The organism is Acinetobacter sp. YH01019, assembly GCF_013420285.1.
Taxonomy (GTDB): Bacteria; Pseudomonadota; Gammaproteobacteria; order Pseudomonadales; family Moraxellaceae; genus Acinetobacter; species Acinetobacter gandensis.
The window spans coordinates 17,785-32,057 of record NZ_VOYM01000041.1 but is presented as its reverse complement, the minus strand read 5'-3'; the positions used below and the strand labels follow the sequence as shown (position 1 = coordinate 32,057).

Sequence of the window (14,273 nt, the reverse complement as noted above, 5' to 3'; positions counted from 1 at the left end):
TTGTTCCACTTTAGATATTTGTTTAAGATGAGATGTAACTCATTGAAATGTGTCATCATATTCGTCGTCAGAAAACAAGTATTATGCCATTATTTCAATGAGTTATCTTTTTTTGTCGTGTACAAAGAAGTATTTATAAACCTTGAAGTTTTAATCGATTGGCATGTTGGCGATAAACATCAACGGGATCCGGTGCGAAGAGGGCTTTTAGGCCGAGCACTTGATTGACTTCGTCCAAATGATTCCAGTTGTAATTGTCTCGAATCGTTTTACCAAATTTCGCACTGCAACGTGAGACTAAGCCATCGTTATCTTTACCACCATCAATGAGTAGGGCAGTTACTTTTAAGGCTGAATCTAAGTCTAAGATATTGGTAATTTGTCCGACACCGGTAAATGAATAGTTGTAAATTCCTTTCTCAATACTATTACCATCTGCGCAGTTCGATTTAGGCAAGCCGAGCGGGAATGCTGCATTGTATTTTGCCGAACCCGCGAGGGTTAAGCTTGAACCGCCAGCAAGTGAATCGTGTGGATAGCTATTTGGATCCAGCCCTTGTGCCCACGTTATAGCTTTTGATACAAAGTTCACTGCGCCAACCAATGGTCCTTCGATGGGGGTACCTTCAGCTTTTAAAATTAAATCTGCGACAGGAGAGCCTTGATGGGGACCTGCAACACTGGTGAGAGATGCAACGACATCTGGTCGCACACCTGCGACATAGCGAATAGTTGGACCACCGTGACTATGACCAATCAAATTGACTTTTTCTGCTCCGGTAATCGCCCGAATTTCTAAGACTTGTTGCAGTAATTGTTCACCGCGAACTTCAGTCGAGTTAAATGGAGACACACGTGTCGCCCAAACATTAGCACCATTTCGTGCTAAATCAGGCAAAATTTGATACCAATAATCGAGTCCGAAAGAGTCCGTCCCGACAGTAATAAAGCCGCCCATACCATGGTTAAATACCACTGGATATTTCGTTTTTGCATAGCTTGATGTAGCTTTTGCTGTGACTTGTGTTGCTTGGGATGCAGAGACTGACGTGAAGCAAGATGCAGCTAGTAACGCAGTGATGAAAATTCCATATTTCATTTTTTAATACTCACAATAATATTATTTTTAAAGAAGCATAAGGATCAATCACAGGATTGACCTTGGTATTAGTTCAATGATTTCATCTGAGCAGTGATTGAATTAAAGCGGTAGAGCTTAGTAAAGAATGAATATCGCTTTAAAAATAAGGGAATGAATACATTCCCTTAACAGATTGGTTTTATAAGCCTTGTAGTTTTAAACGGTTGGCATGTTGTCGATACAGCGCCACAGGATCTTGTGTAAACAAGCCTGTGAGACCAAACATCATGTTGGCCAGGTCAGTGTGGTTCAGTTTATAACTGTCATTAATGACTTTACCAATATACGCGCTACAACGGGCAACCATACCGTCATTGTCTTTATTGCCATAAGAAAGTGGGCCAAGTTGCATCAAGATTGTATCAATATCTAGTAGGTTGGTGGTTTGTGCCACACCCGTCCATGAATAGTATTGAATCCCTTTGCTATCGACGGGTCTTAAGTTCTTGCTGCAATTTTCTGAAGAGGCCAATACCCCATCTGCCACGGCCGATTTTGCAACTGTACTGTTAAAGGTCGCTGAGCCAGTTTGACTCAGAGACTTCATAGATGCATCAAAATCAATTTTCAGTTCGGGTTTTAGCTGCCCTAATGCGATTAGCGGGCCAACAATATAGTCACCTAAAATGTTAAATGCAGTGCGAGAAAGTTTATTGTCCTGAATATCGTCTGCAACTTTAGAACCATGATATGTGCCCGCAACTCCTGTAATTGAGGCAATATAATCAGGTTTGGTTTGGGCAACATATAGCACCGTTGGCCCACCATGTGAGTGACCAATTAAGTTCACTTTAGGTTTTCCTGTAATGGCGATGACATCTTCAACTTGTGCAATCAGTTGTTCACCACGATAAGCCGTAGTGTTTGCTGGAGATAATTGAGCAGCAAAGACCGTAGAGCCGTTGCGCGCCATGTCTGGTAAAATTTGATACCAATAATCGAGACCGACTGATTCCGTACCAATACGTGACCAACCTAACCAACCATGAACCATTAAAATGGGAAACTTGGTTTTAGCATAGTCTGATTTTGCGGTTTCCTTTACTTGAAGCACACTTGGCTCAGCTTGGGTAGTTGCTGATAAACCGATTGCTAGACCAGCAATGGCAGCAGCAGAGGCCATCTTGGCCGTTTTTACTAAAGTTCGCATAAACATTCCTGTTCTGATGTTGTTGTTTTTTACTTTTTAATAATTTGACGCGTTCTCTCTTTTTTAAACAGCATCTTTGCACTGACAAAGCCAGATCATTGAATTTAGAGAGTTTAAATAAACAAAGATGCCTTCACATTTTTTCATGCTAGCAGTTAAATTCCATGTCATTAGAGGTCACGACGGTTGCTTTGATGACATGTATAAATTTATACAATTGTGCATAAATTTAGGTTGATTACTTAGACTTTGTTATATAAATATTTTTTGAAATGTCTTAAATATGGTTAACAAACAATAACATTGTAAAAAAGGACGCATGGCGTCCTTTTTATAAGTAAATTAATGAAATTTCATGCTTTTTAAAGCATGGAGATTAAAGCCCTTGAAGTTTCAAGCGGTTGGCATGTTGACGATAGAGCGCAACAGGGTCAGGTGAGAAAATACTGCGTAGACCGAAGACCATATTTACTTCATCTAAATGGTTATGATTGTAGTCATCACGAATGACCTGACCGATATGTGTACTACAACGACCGACTAAACCGTCATTATCTTTATTCGCATAAGCTAAGGGCCCAAGCTGAGTAATAATGCTGTCTAGCACATCAAGTACATTGGTCGCTTGCGCTGTACCCGTCCATGAATAGTAATACACACCGTTATCGACTTTAGCACCGGCTTTATTACAGTCATTTGCCATGGCTGTCGTAGGAAATTTAGCATTAAATGCGGCTGAACCTTTTTCACTGATTGCAGTGAGTGATGCACCTACACTGTTTGGCAGGCTTGAGTTGCCTTCAGCCCAAGTAATAATCGGTGCAAGTAGCTGATCGCCTAAAATACCAAAAATAGAATTAATCCCTTTATTGGCTTGGATTTTATCGGCAACTAGAGAGCCGCGATATGTACCTGCAACACCTGTGACGGATGCGACATATTGCGGTTTTACGGCAGCAATATAACGTGTAGTTGGACCACCGTGTGAATGACCAATTAAATTCACTTTAGGTTGACCTGTGATAGCAAGTACATCTTCAACTTGTGCCAGTAGTTGTTCACCACGTACTTCAGTCGATTCAAGAGGAGAGACTTGCGCTGCAAAAGTATTTGCACCATTACGGGCTAAATCAGGTAGGATTTGGTAAAAGTAATCCATACCAAAGCTATCAAACCCGATACGAGTAAAACCAAACATCCCGTGGGTAAACACAATGGGATACTTAGTTTTGGCATAGGTTACTGAACTGTTGGCAGTTACATGCTGTAAACCTGCGGCAGCTTGTGCAGAGGAAATACCAATAAAAGCGGTTGCTGCTACGAGCGCAGAACGCAGTAATCTTTTTTTCTTGTATCGCATTATTTCGTCCTGAAATAAAATAATAACTACATGATCGGATTATTCCGAGAAGGGAAGTTTTCCACCTTGATCATGGACCGTTTCAAAAGTGCTTAAGCGCAATTGATCTTCTTTTGATTTAAAGTGCTGATTACGGAGCTGCTGTACAGCTTGTTGTTTGGCACTATCACTCATATTACTTTTCATGATGCTGTCGCGTTCATCTAAATATTGATTTACATTGCCTTTCCATTCGCTGCGCTGTGTATCCAATGTTTCAAGGCGCTGCGTTGCTTCTGGCCCAACCAAATTTAAACGCATTTGACGAATTTCTTCGCTCGAACCGCCACGGGCTTTAATATCTGCAGTGAGCTTTCTCAGATCATCCAATTTATTGATTTGTTCTAAGCTTTCTTTCCAATCTTCTGGAAGCTCATCAAACAGTTCTTTAAGTTTTTGGGCTTTTTCAGATTCGGATAATTTTTTATCATTGACCACTTCCATACGCTTTAATGTGTATTCGTGGTAGGTATTTTCTTTGCCAAATAAACCTTCAATTTCATAGTTGGAAAAGAACTGCTTACGCAAATTTTGCGTACTGTTATAAATCGCACGGTAATATTGTGGAGATTCTTTGTCTTCACTTGGCGGGACTAAATCGCCCAAACGTTCACGATATTGCATGTAGCGATCCCACAAATCATAAATTTGTGATAAAGCGGGTTCTTTATGACCTTGAGCAATATATGTTTTGAAATCCTTTTTGATTTGATCAATCGACTTCTCACCGTATTGGGTGATGAAATATTCAAAACAATTACGTGTTTGTTCATTCACAATCAGGCGGTTGGAACCATCCATGCTGATTTGGCAGTTTACTTCGGTGTCTTGCTGACTAGCACTAATGAGAGAACCACCTACTGCATTGGGTAAACCCGTTGCTGCTGAAGAGTTCGCTGCGGCACTTTGTTGCTGTTCGATATTGTGTTGTGAATCTTGCTGAGAATCTTTCGGCGCAAGCCAATATATAAATGCGGCTGCCGCAATAATCACAATGGCTAAAATCAGCCAGAGTTTATTTTTTTGCATATCCCAATGCACCTTTTTCCGTTTTAATTGTTTTATGAGTTCTAAATGTGAACTCAATATGACATAAAAGAATGATAAAAACATAGAAAAGTTGTAAACGCTTAGCATGGATTGATACCATGGCGCAGTTCTCTTTTTGCCCTATTTTAGTCATGAAAAAAGCTTCTCCTAAGATTCAGCGTCGTCCAGTACATGGTGTATTTTTATTAAATAAGCCTTTGGGCATTAGCTCGAATGCTGCATTACAAAAAGTGCGTTGGTTGTATCGAGCACAAAAAGCAGGACATACAGGTGCGCTAGATCCATTAGCCTCAGGTTTATTACCAATTTGCTTAGGTGAAGCAACAAAGTTTTCGCATTTTTTATTGGATTCGACTAAACGTTATAAAACCACCGTTTTTTTAGGTCATAGCACCACGACTGGCGATGTTGAAGGTGATGTATTGTTAGAAGCGACTGTGCCGGCTTTAACTGAAGCGTCGATTCGTGAAGTTTTAGCTCAGTTTATTGGGGACATTCAGCAAGTACCACCCATGTATTCGGCATTGAAAAAAGAAGGTCGTCCTTTATATGAGTTAGCACGTCAGGGTATTGAAATCGAGCGAGAAGCACGTCCGATCACTATTTATGATATCAACTTATTATCATTTACTGAGAATAGTATTACACTTGATATCACTTGCTCGAAGGGTACATACATTCGAGTCTTAGGTGAAGATATTGCTAAAGCATTGGGTAGCTTTGGTCATTTGACATATTTACACCGTATTAAAACTGGTCATTTTGACCTCATCCCAAGTTATACCATTGAATATCTTGAAAGCTTAACTGAAGTTGAACGCGAAGAACTGTTACTGCCGGTGTACGCACCTGTCGATCATTTTCTCAAAGTTCAAGCGCCTGAAGGCCGAGCTGAATTTTTCAGTCGCGGTATGGAAAGTAATATTGAACATGAAGCCGAAGCACAAGTTTTGGTATTTGATGGCGAACGTTGCTTAGGCCTGGCAGAAATTACAGACCGTAAACGTTTGGTTCCAAAACGTGTGTTAAATCTTGAAAGCTAATCCAGCATCACGCTAATTTAGAAGTAATCCCATGGACATTGAAATTATCTTAAGCCTTCTGTTTTTTGCATTTTTTGCAGGTGCAATTGATGCAGCAGTCGGGGGCGGAGGACTAATTCAAATTCCAGCCATTATGAATGCCATGCCGCAGTTGTCTCCAGCGACGGTTTTTGGCACCAATAAATTATCGTCTATTTTTGGTACGGCTTCAGCTTCTTATAGCTTTTTAAAGAAAGTGAAATTGCGCTGGAAATTGCTAGCAGTGATTGCGACTTGCGCCTTTGTTGCATCCTTTGCGGGTGCAGCATGCGTGTCGATGGTACCCAAAGAAATTTTACGTCCATTCGTTTTGGTTATGCTCATCGTGATTGCGATTTATACTTTTACCAAAAAACAATTTGGTCAGGTACATGTCCGACAAGAACTCACGCCTAAAATATTAGTTCTCGCTGCTGTAGGCAGTCTAGCGATTGGTTTCTATGATGGTATTTTCGGCCCAGGTACAGGTAGTTTCTTTATCTTCTTTTTTATTCGCTATTTGCAAGCGGACTTCTTGCATGCTTCTGCATTATCTAAAGTGGCGAACTTAACCACCAACTTGGCTGCCTTGAGTTTCTTTGCACCGGCAGGGCATGTACTGTTTGCTATTGGCGCGATGATGGCGGTTACTAATATTTTAGGTTCCATAGTTGGGGTACGAGCAGCATTAAAATACGGCAGTGGATTTATTCGTATTCTGTTTTTAATTTTAGTCAGTATTTTAATTGTACGTTTGGGCTATCAAACCTTTACCGGACAGGCTTGAACAAATCTTAACAGAGCGTAGCTGAATTCTGTTGCTGAAGCGATTAGTATGAAAAATAAGCGACTCGGTTGAGTTGTGGATAATAATTAAATTTCATATTGCATAATTAGCTAAGCATCAGAGGTCATCATTACAATGAATATATTTGAAGCTCTACGCCAAAGTCATGAAAAACAACGTGAACTTGCTGAAAAACTCATTCAAACCTCAGGGGATACACCTGAACGTCGAGACTTATTTGAGCTGCTCAAAAATGAGTTATTTGCCCATGCCGTTGGCGAAGATCGTTATTTTTACATCCCGTTGATGATGAGCGATTCCGGTCTAAACATCACTCGTCATGCGTTGGCGGAACATCATGAGATGGATGAATTATTAGAGCAACTGACGGAAACTGAATTTAGTAATCCAGGTTGGTTGGCGATTGCGAAAAAATTATCTGAAACGGTACATCATCATTTGCAGGAGGAAGAACACGGCTTTTTTCAGCAAGCAGGTAAAATCTTAGATGAAAAGCAAAAGGAAAGTTTAGCCAAACAATATTTGGCGGAATATAAGAAATACAAGAAAGCAGATAAAGACAGTTTGACGGGCTAAACGCAAGTGAAGCCTGAAGACGAATGCAAAATCAAAAAAAAAAGACGGCAGAGGCCGTCTTTTTGTTTCAACTATAAATATAAAAATTTAGTCTGATACGCTGCTCGGAGTATTGCGAGAGGAACGTAAAGTCACCCCGACGGATGCCAACATAATGCAGATTAAGGCCACCCATTGCCACGTCCCAATATTTTCGCCAAGCAGAACCATACCTGTAATTGCAGCTAATGCAGGCGACAAACTCGATAAAGTCCCATAACTAAGTTTACTGAGGATTTTTAACGCTTTTAAATCCAGTGCATAAGGTATGGCCGTGGCTAAAATCGCAATTAATAAGGCTTTCGGCCAATATTGGGTATCTAGTAGGGCGGGTGCATTGTTATATAGTCCAATCGGGAGCAAGGTCAGTGCGGACAGTGTGATGGCAATCGTTAGCGCATGCATACCAATATTTTGATGTACCACTTTTTGTCCAAAGTAAATATAGAATGCCCAACAGAGTCCCGCTGCTAAGGCACAGGCTGCCCCAAGTATTGAGAAATTACCATCATGAGCTTGTGCCCAAGGCACCATCAAGGCAATACCTAAGATGGCTAAAAAGACCCAAATATAATCACTGCGGTTTTTAATGGATAATAATGCCAGACCCAAAGGCCCAATAAACTCTAAGCCCACGGCAATGCCTTGTGGCAATTTACCCAGTGACATATAGAACAACACATTCATCAAACAGAGTGCCGAGCTATAGCAGAGCAGATCACGCCATTTTAAAAAAGACAGCCGTTTTAAAATGTGCCATGAACGAAACATTAAGCAGATAATAATTGAAGCAAAACAGAGTCGTAAAATGGTCACGCTGAGCGGATCAAGCACCAAAAATAATTGCTTGGCGAATGATGCACTGATTTGATAGGAGATCATGGAAAGTACCATGAAAACGACTGCTAATAATTGTGAGTTTGGCATGCGGCACGCTGTGGTGGGGGGAACAAAGTACCCCAATTTTTAATTCTGCTCAGTATAGCGGTTAATATTGAGTCATTGAGTTTTTTCAGGTGTCGAAATGCAATTTGCAGGTTTTGAATTTAAAAAAATTGAATATAAAAAATCGTCTTTAAATCGCCACCATTTTTAAATTCAAAATAAAAAATGGAGATATTTTCAAAAGATTAAGGCTGTTTGAATTTAAATTCGTTTGGCCTTTTGCGTGGTATAAGTACAGCCAATCGAAGCACTGATAATCACTGCCAATGCCAACCATTGTGTCCATAACAATTGTTCATGCAAAAAGATAAAACCCGAGAGAGCGGCAACAGCGGGTTCCAAACTCATGAGTGTACCGAAACTCAACGCAGTCATGTTACGTAGCGCAATCATTTCTAGGGTAAAAGGTAAAGCACTGGCTAGGGTCGCAAGTGCAATAAAATACAGCAGACTACTTGGCTCAAACGCCTGTGCCGGCATACCTGCAAAGAGTGCGATGGGCATCAAAACACACATGCCGACGAACATGCCTAAGCAAACGGTATGATTGCCTGAGACCCCTGACGGTTTTTGACCTGCCACGATATAGAGTGCCCAACAAGCACCTGCACCGAGGGCAAGAAAGATCCCAATTGGGTCAAGACGTTGTGCTGCTTGATCAAATGGAAACAGCAAAATTAGGCCTAGAATTGCAAGGCCGACCCAGACGAAGTCGAATTTTCGTCTTGCTGCCAATAGTGCAACACTTAAAGGGCCAATAAATTCAAACGACACGGCAATGCCGAGAGGTAGGCGATCAATGGACAAGTAAAACAGCATATTCATGCCTGCAAGAGCACAGCCATAGCTGATAATTGCAGACCATTTGACTTGTTTAAAATTGATTTTCCAAATTTTAAAGATGATCGCCAAGATTAATGCACCGAGCAGTAAACGCATCGCGGACACGGTCAGGATGGGAAACTGACCAAACAGGTACTTGGCGAAAGAACCACTGCTTTGCATACTGATCATTGCAATAAGCAAGATCAGTGGTGCTTGTAGGGCAGGGGTAATTTTAAAATTTGGCATAGACTAAATTTGTTTCGATGACTCGAATAGCGGGAGATTGGCAAAAGCCAGATTTTAAAAGTCTACTACAATAAAAAAACCACAGCCCGAAGGCTGTGGCTTCAGTGTCTAATTAAATTAGAACAATACGCGAACGCGGATGGTACCTTCCACTTCGTGAAGAGTATCCAAAGCTTCTTTAGATGCAGTTGCATCAACGTCCATCACAAGATAACCCACATCGCCTTTGGTCATTAAAGACTGACCAGAGATGTTGATACCGTGTTCAGCAAACAAGTTGTTGATTTTTGAAAGAACGCCCGGTACGTTTTTGTGGATATGAAGTAAACGGTGTTTGCCTTCAGTCAACGGTAACGCGATTTCTGGGAAGTTCACTGCAGATAAAGTCATACCTTTATCAGAGTAAGCAACGAATTTTTCAGCAACTTCAAGACCGATGTTTGCTTGCGCTTCCATGGTAGAACCACCCACGTGAGGCGTTAAAATCACGTTGTCTAAGCCACGAAGTGGAGAAACAAATTCTTCACCGTTTGCTTTTGGTTCTTTCGGGAATACGTCAACCGCAGCACCTGCAATGTGACCAGATTTGATCGCATCTGCAAGGTCTTCAATGATTACACATGTACCACGTGCAGCATTTAGGAAGATTGCGCCTTCTTTCATTTGAGCAAATTGCTCTTTACCGAAGAAGTTACGTGTAGATGGAACGTCAGGAACGTGTAAAGAAACCACGTCTGCATTCGCAAGAAGTTCACCCATAGAACCGACTTGACGTGCATTACCCATTGGAAGTTTAGTTACTGCATCGTAGTAAATAACGTGCATACCTAAACCTTCTGCAAGTACAGAAAGTTGTGAACCGATCGAACCGTAACCCACAATACCTAAAGTTTTGCCACGAGTTTCAAATGAACCAACTGCAGATTTGTTCCAACCACCACGGTGAGTTGAAGCAGATTTAGCAGGAACACCACGAAGTAATAGAATCGCTTCAGCAAGTACAAGTTCAGCAACCGAACGTGTATTTGAGTATGGTGCGTTAAATACTGGAATACCACGAATCATGGCAGCATTTAAGTTCACTTGGTTTGTACCGATACAGAAACAACCCACAGCAATCAGTTTATTCGCCGCTTCAAAAACTTCTTCAGTTAATTGAGTACGTGAACGAATACCAATGAAGTGAGCATCTTTAACCGCTTCTTTCAACGCTTCACCCTCAAGCGCAGTTTTACGGTAATCAATGTTGGTGTATCCAGCAGCATTTAGTGTGTCGATTGCGTTTTGGTGAACGCCTTCTAATAACAAGAAACGAATTTTATCTTTAGGCAAAGAAAGATGTTGGCTCATTACGGCTCCGCTACAAAGGCCAAATTTAGTGGCGATATAATAGCATAGGAAAAAGCCCTATATACATTTCCTTTATGACGGCTGTGTCAGGTATTTTGGCGAATTATGTGTCAAAACTTGTCGCTTGCGGTCTAATTAACTGCGTAATATTTCTAATGACATTTCAAAAACACGTTTTTCTTTCGGTTTTGTCAAAAAAACGCAGTTATAGCTTATAATGGTGCGGCTCAAATTTCGCTTGGCCTATTCATGGCCTATTTGATGCACTCAGTTTCAGGCTTTTTCCCTTGAAATATGCGGATGCCGCAATTTTGACTGAATCAGGTCTGGACCTTTAAAACTTGTTTACTTCTTGCAAGGTCTGAAAACGATGAATGCTCCAGTCGCTTTAACCCCAGAGTTATTAACCCAATTGACCGCTATTGTTGGCGAAAGCCGTATTAAAACAGATGCGGATAGTCTCCAAAATTGGGGTCGTGACCATACTAAGCACTTCGATCCAAATCCTTCGGTCGTCGTTTTCCCTTCAAGCACAGAGCAAGTTCAACAAATTGTTAAGCTGGCAAACCAATTTAATGTCGCGATTACCCCAAGTGGCGGTCGTACAGGTTTATCAGCAGGTGCTGTGGCTGCCAACGGTGAAATCGTGGTGAGCATGGACAAGATGAACCAAATCTTGGAATTCTTCCCAGCTGACCGGATGGTGCGTGTACAAGCAGGTGTAGTGACTGAACAACTTCAGAATTATGCTGAAGAACAGGGCATGTATTACCCAGTCGATTTTGCATCTTCAGGTTCATCACAAATTGGCGGTAACATCGGTACCAATGCCGGTGGTATTAAAGTGATTAAATACGGCATGACACGTAACTGGGTGTTGGGCATGACGGTTGTTACAGGTAAAGGTGACATCCTGCGCTTGAACAAAGGCATGATCAAAAACGCGACGGGTTATGCGCTGCAACACTTATTTATTGGTGGTGAAGGCACTCTAGGTTTAGTGACTGAAGCTGAAATCAAACTTGAACGTCAACCACATGACTTACAAGTGTTGGTGTTGGGTGTGCCTGACTTTGATGCGATTATGCCGGTACTGCATGCCTTCCAAAAGAAAATTGACTTAACAGCATTTGAGTTCTTTGGTGAGCTTGCAATGCAAAAAGTTTTGGACAATGGTCATGTACAACGTCCATTTGAAACACCATGTCCATTCTATGTCTTACTTGAGTTTGAAGCACCATTTGAGCCGATTATGGATGCGGCAATGGAAATCTTTGAACATTGCATGGAACAAGGTTGGGTGCTTGATGGCGTAATGAGCCAAAGCCTAGACCAAGTACATAACTTGTGGCGTTTACGTGAAGACATTTCAGAGTCGATTGCTCCATTCACACCATACAAAAATGACATCTCAGTTCTAATTACACATGTTCCTGCATTTATTAAAGAAATTGATGCAATTGTGGAAGCGAACTATCCAGACTTTGAAATTTGCTGGTTCGGTCATATTGGTGACGGTAACTTGCATTTAAATATTTTGAAACCTGCGGACTTAAGTAAAGATGAATTCTTTGCAAAATGCCAAGTGGTGAATACATATGTATTTGAAACTGTGAAAAAATATGACGGTTCGATTTCAGCAGAACATGGCGTGGGTATGACTAAAAAGCCTTACCTCGATTACACACGTTCAGCAGAAGAAATTGAATACATGAAAGCTTTGAAGAAAGTATTCGATCCAAACGCAATTATGAACCCAGGTAAATTATTTGATCTTTAATCTTTAAAGTTCATACAAAACGCATCTTCGGATGCGTTTTTTTATAGCTGTATTTTTGAAATGGCACTCATTAAGGATCAGAGCTTCTTTCACCAATTTATGGATTTCATCGCTTCTTTACATTGCTTTAATAGTGTTATGAATAAAAAATCTGCATGATATTGCAGTAAATAATGATTTTTAGGTTGGCTTATGTATCGTCTAATTGCAGTTTCAGCACTTTGTGTGGGGATTTTGTCGGGGTGTGCCACTACACAAAAAATCGTATCTAAAGTGGGTTCGTCAGATACGCCATTAAACCAAGTATTAAAGGATCGTCCTGATTTACGTAAAGAATTATCGACCGTTGAAATCCGTCAATACTTTAACCGTGTGGAATCGCCAAATGCGGGGCAGGTTAAAGTGACTGAAACGGGTTTAATGGATGATTCTGTTCGCTCTATTCGCACCATTTATAACTTTAAATTGGTGGATGGGGTTTGGCAGCGTGTAAGCACGAAGAAGGAGTATCAGTGTCAACGTGGGAAAAATACTAAGACTTTCCAGTCGGCGAAGTGTCCTTAAATTATAAAAAGTTAAGGTCTAAATTTCTTATTAAATGTTCAGCATGACGGGGTCATTTCATTTTAAATTCGATGATTGGAGCTCGTAGCTACTTTTGTTTCGGCAAAAGTAGCAAAACCATCTTTCATCCGCAAAACTCGTCAAATACCATCTTCAATTGTGTAGATCGCAGAAACTTTACATATTGAATGTGTCCTGACTCGGACAGTTGCGGATGAGTTTCCGCGTATCCTAATTTTTCATCCTCAACATAGAATATTCAATCCTAAAAATTTTCTCGTGAGTTCGTATAGTTTTTAATAATATAAGACCGAATTCACATCATTATTAGATTTCAAATTTATGATGAAAACCCTCGCGTTTATACACGTCAATGACTCAGGTTCACCCGTTGGTGACTTTGCACCAGTGACTTCAGTATTTTCCCATTATGAATTGGGTAATACCGTTTCGCCTTTTTTACTGCTCGACCATTTAGGGCCTGGGGTGCTGAAACCAACCAAACTGAAAAAAGGCGTGCTGGAACACCCACATCGAGGGTTTGAAACCGTCACATTGGTGTTAAAAGGTGAACTTGAACATCATGATACGACTGGCGGCGGTGGAGTCATTGGTGAGGGCGATGTGCAGTGGATGACTGCTGCTTCAGGCATTCAACACGAAGAAGTCTTTAGCCAAGCCTTTGCACAGCGGGGCGGAGCATTTGAAATATTGCAACTTTGGGTCAATCTGCCAGCCAAAGATAAAATGAACCCTGCACGCTATCAGAGCTTAACCAAAGCCAGTATTCCAAAGGTCAATTTAGCCCAAGATGCCGGTTATGTACGGATTATTGCAGGGCAATATTTAACAGCCCAAGGCCCCGCAGAAACACATACACCCATGCAAGTATTTGATGTCTTTGTCAGAACAAATCAAAGCATCACCCTGCCTGCACAAGAAGGGGATACCACACTTGTGTATTTACGTTCGGGCAAGCTGAAATTTACTGAAACAGATGAACAGTTAAATGCACAGCATATGGCAGTCATGTCGGGCCAAGGAGAAAATGTCGAATTGATGGCAGTCGAAGATAGCCACATTTTGTATCTATCGGCGCAGCCTTTAAATGAACCCATCTATGGGCGAGGCTATTTTGTGATGAATCATTTTGCTGAAGTGATGCAAGCTTATGATGACCTAAAACAAGGTCGCTTTATCCAAAAAGCAGACAATGAAAAATCATAAAAGGGGTAGTATAAAAAGACCAATACAACGCAAGCAAACACTGTTAAAATAGTCGTACGCAAACCGACAGATCGGTTCGTTGAAGTTCATTTTATCTCTATCTAGCGTCTTG

Annotated in this window: 13 protein-coding genes; 6 read left to right on the top strand and 7 right to left on the bottom strand. The window is 41.0% G+C overall.

Going from position 1 to position 14,273, the window contains the following annotated elements; all coding sequences use genetic code 11:
- Positions 1 to 133 precede the first annotated feature (133 nt).
- The 4 genes from FTT84_RS10590 to FTT84_RS10575 form a co-directional block, all read right to left on the bottom strand.
- Positions 134 to 1,099, bottom strand: coding sequence for a triacylglycerol lipase (locus FTT84_RS10590; protein WP_180058312.1), 966 nt, complete (start codon positions 1,097 to 1,099; stop codon positions 134 to 136).
- 181 nt (positions 1,100 to 1,280) lie between these two features.
- Positions 1,281 to 2,291, bottom strand: a complete 1,011-nt coding sequence (locus FTT84_RS10585; protein WP_180058313.1) for a triacylglycerol lipase — start codon at positions 2,289 to 2,291, stop codon at positions 1,281 to 1,283.
- A 376-nt stretch (positions 2,292 to 2,667) separates the two neighbouring features.
- Complete coding sequence (locus FTT84_RS10580; RefSeq protein ID WP_180058314.1) at positions 2,668 to 3,651, bottom strand: triacylglycerol lipase; 984 nt, start codon at positions 3,649 to 3,651, stop codon at positions 2,668 to 2,670.
- A 39-nt stretch (positions 3,652 to 3,690) separates the two neighbouring features.
- Positions 3,691 to 4,719 carry a lipase secretion chaperone gene (locus FTT84_RS10575; RefSeq protein ID WP_180058315.1) on the bottom strand — a complete coding sequence of 343 codons (1,029 nt, stop codon included), beginning with the start codon at positions 4,717 to 4,719 and terminating at the stop codon, positions 3,691 to 3,693.
- A gap of 152 nt (positions 4,720 to 4,871) precedes the next feature.
- On the opposite strand from FTT84_RS10575, the gene truB reads away from it, so the two are divergent.
- From truB to FTT84_RS10560, 3 genes are all read left to right on the top strand, one after another.
- Complete coding sequence (gene truB / locus FTT84_RS10570; RefSeq protein ID WP_180058335.1) at positions 4,872 to 5,783, top strand: tRNA pseudouridine(55) synthase TruB; 912 nt, start codon at positions 4,872 to 4,874, stop codon at positions 5,781 to 5,783.
- A gap of 31 nt (positions 5,784 to 5,814) precedes the next feature.
- Positions 5,815 to 6,588, top strand: coding sequence for a TSUP family transporter (locus tag FTT84_RS10565; RefSeq protein WP_180058316.1), 774 nt, complete (start codon positions 5,815 to 5,817; stop codon positions 6,586 to 6,588).
- A gap of 135 nt (positions 6,589 to 6,723) precedes the next feature.
- Positions 6,724 to 7,185, top strand: coding sequence for a hemerythrin domain-containing protein (locus FTT84_RS10560; RefSeq protein ID WP_067762972.1), 462 nt, complete (start codon positions 6,724 to 6,726; stop codon positions 7,183 to 7,185).
- A gap of 87 nt (positions 7,186 to 7,272) precedes the next feature.
- Here the strand turns inward: FTT84_RS10560 and FTT84_RS10555 are convergent, their stop codons facing one another.
- The 3 genes from FTT84_RS10555 to serA form a co-directional block, all read right to left on the bottom strand.
- A complete protein-coding gene (locus tag FTT84_RS10555) occupies positions 7,273 to 8,151 on the bottom strand; it encodes a DMT family transporter (protein WP_180058317.1) in 879 nt (292 codons plus the stop codon).
- Positions 8,152 to 8,370: 219 nt separating this feature from the next.
- Entirely contained in the window at positions 8,371 to 9,240 is an 870-nt protein-coding gene (locus FTT84_RS10550; protein WP_180058318.1) for a DMT family transporter, read from the bottom strand.
- A gap of 117 nt (positions 9,241 to 9,357) precedes the next feature.
- Complete coding sequence (gene serA, locus FTT84_RS10545; RefSeq protein ID WP_067762969.1) at positions 9,358 to 10,590, bottom strand: phosphoglycerate dehydrogenase; 1,233 nt, start codon at positions 10,588 to 10,590, stop codon at positions 9,358 to 9,360.
- 370 nt (positions 10,591 to 10,960) lie between these two features.
- Between serA and FTT84_RS10540 the strand changes: the two genes are divergently transcribed.
- The 3 genes from FTT84_RS10540 (at position 10,961) to FTT84_RS10530 (ending at position 14,161) form a co-directional block, all read left to right on the top strand.
- Positions 10,961 to 12,370 carry an FAD-binding oxidoreductase gene (locus FTT84_RS10540; protein WP_180058319.1) on the top strand — a complete coding sequence of 470 codons (1,410 nt, stop codon included), beginning with the start codon at positions 10,961 to 10,963 and terminating at the stop codon, positions 12,368 to 12,370.
- A 192-nt stretch (positions 12,371 to 12,562) separates the two neighbouring features.
- The gene (locus FTT84_RS10535; RefSeq protein WP_067762967.1) at positions 12,563 to 12,934 is read left to right on the top strand and encodes a hypothetical protein; all 372 of its coding nucleotides are present in this window, start codon (positions 12,563 to 12,565) and stop codon (positions 12,932 to 12,934) included.
- 345 nt (positions 12,935 to 13,279) lie between these two features.
- The gene (locus FTT84_RS10530) at positions 13,280 to 14,161 is read left to right on the top strand and encodes a pirin family protein (RefSeq protein WP_180058336.1); all 882 of its coding nucleotides are present in this window, start codon (positions 13,280 to 13,282) and stop codon (positions 14,159 to 14,161) included.
- Positions 14,162 to 14,273 lie beyond the last annotated feature (112 nt).

Coding starts and splice junctions, on each gene's coding strand:
- FTT84_RS10575 (WP_180058315.1), bottom strand. CDS start 4,719: ATGCAAAAAAATAAACTCTGGCTGATTTTAGCCATTGTGATTATTGCG.
- FTT84_RS10585 (WP_180058313.1), bottom strand. CDS start 2,291: ATGCGAACTTTAGTAAAAACGGCCAAGATGGCCTCTGCTGCTGCCATT.
- FTT84_RS10580 (WP_180058314.1), bottom strand. CDS start 3,651: ATGCGATACAAGAAAAAAAGATTACTGCGTTCTGCGCTCGTAGCAGCA.
- FTT84_RS10540 (WP_180058319.1), top strand. CDS start 10,961: ATGAATGCTCCAGTCGCTTTAACCCCAGAGTTATTAACCCAATTGACC.
- serA (WP_067762969.1), bottom strand. CDS start 10,590: ATGAGCCAACATCTTTCTTTGCCTAAAGATAAAATTCGTTTCTTGTTA.
- FTT84_RS10550 (WP_180058318.1), bottom strand. CDS start 9,240: ATGCCAAATTTTAAAATTACCCCTGCCCTACAAGCACCACTGATCTTG.
- FTT84_RS10530 (WP_180058336.1), top strand. CDS start 13,280: ATGAAAACCCTCGCGTTTATACACGTCAATGACTCAGGTTCACCCGTT.
- FTT84_RS10555 (WP_180058317.1), bottom strand. CDS start 8,151: ATGCCAAACTCACAATTATTAGCAGTCGTTTTCATGGTACTTTCCATG.
- FTT84_RS10535 (WP_067762967.1), top strand. CDS start 12,563: ATGTATCGTCTAATTGCAGTTTCAGCACTTTGTGTGGGGATTTTGTCG.
- FTT84_RS10560 (WP_067762972.1), top strand. CDS start 6,724: ATGAATATATTTGAAGCTCTACGCCAAAGTCATGAAAAACAACGTGAA.
- FTT84_RS10590 (WP_180058312.1), bottom strand. CDS start 1,099: ATGAAATATGGAATTTTCATCACTGCGTTACTAGCTGCATCTTGCTTC.
- FTT84_RS10565 (WP_180058316.1), top strand. CDS start 5,815: ATGGACATTGAAATTATCTTAAGCCTTCTGTTTTTTGCATTTTTTGCA.
- truB (WP_180058335.1), top strand. CDS start 4,872: ATGAAAAAAGCTTCTCCTAAGATTCAGCGTCGTCCAGTACATGGTGTA.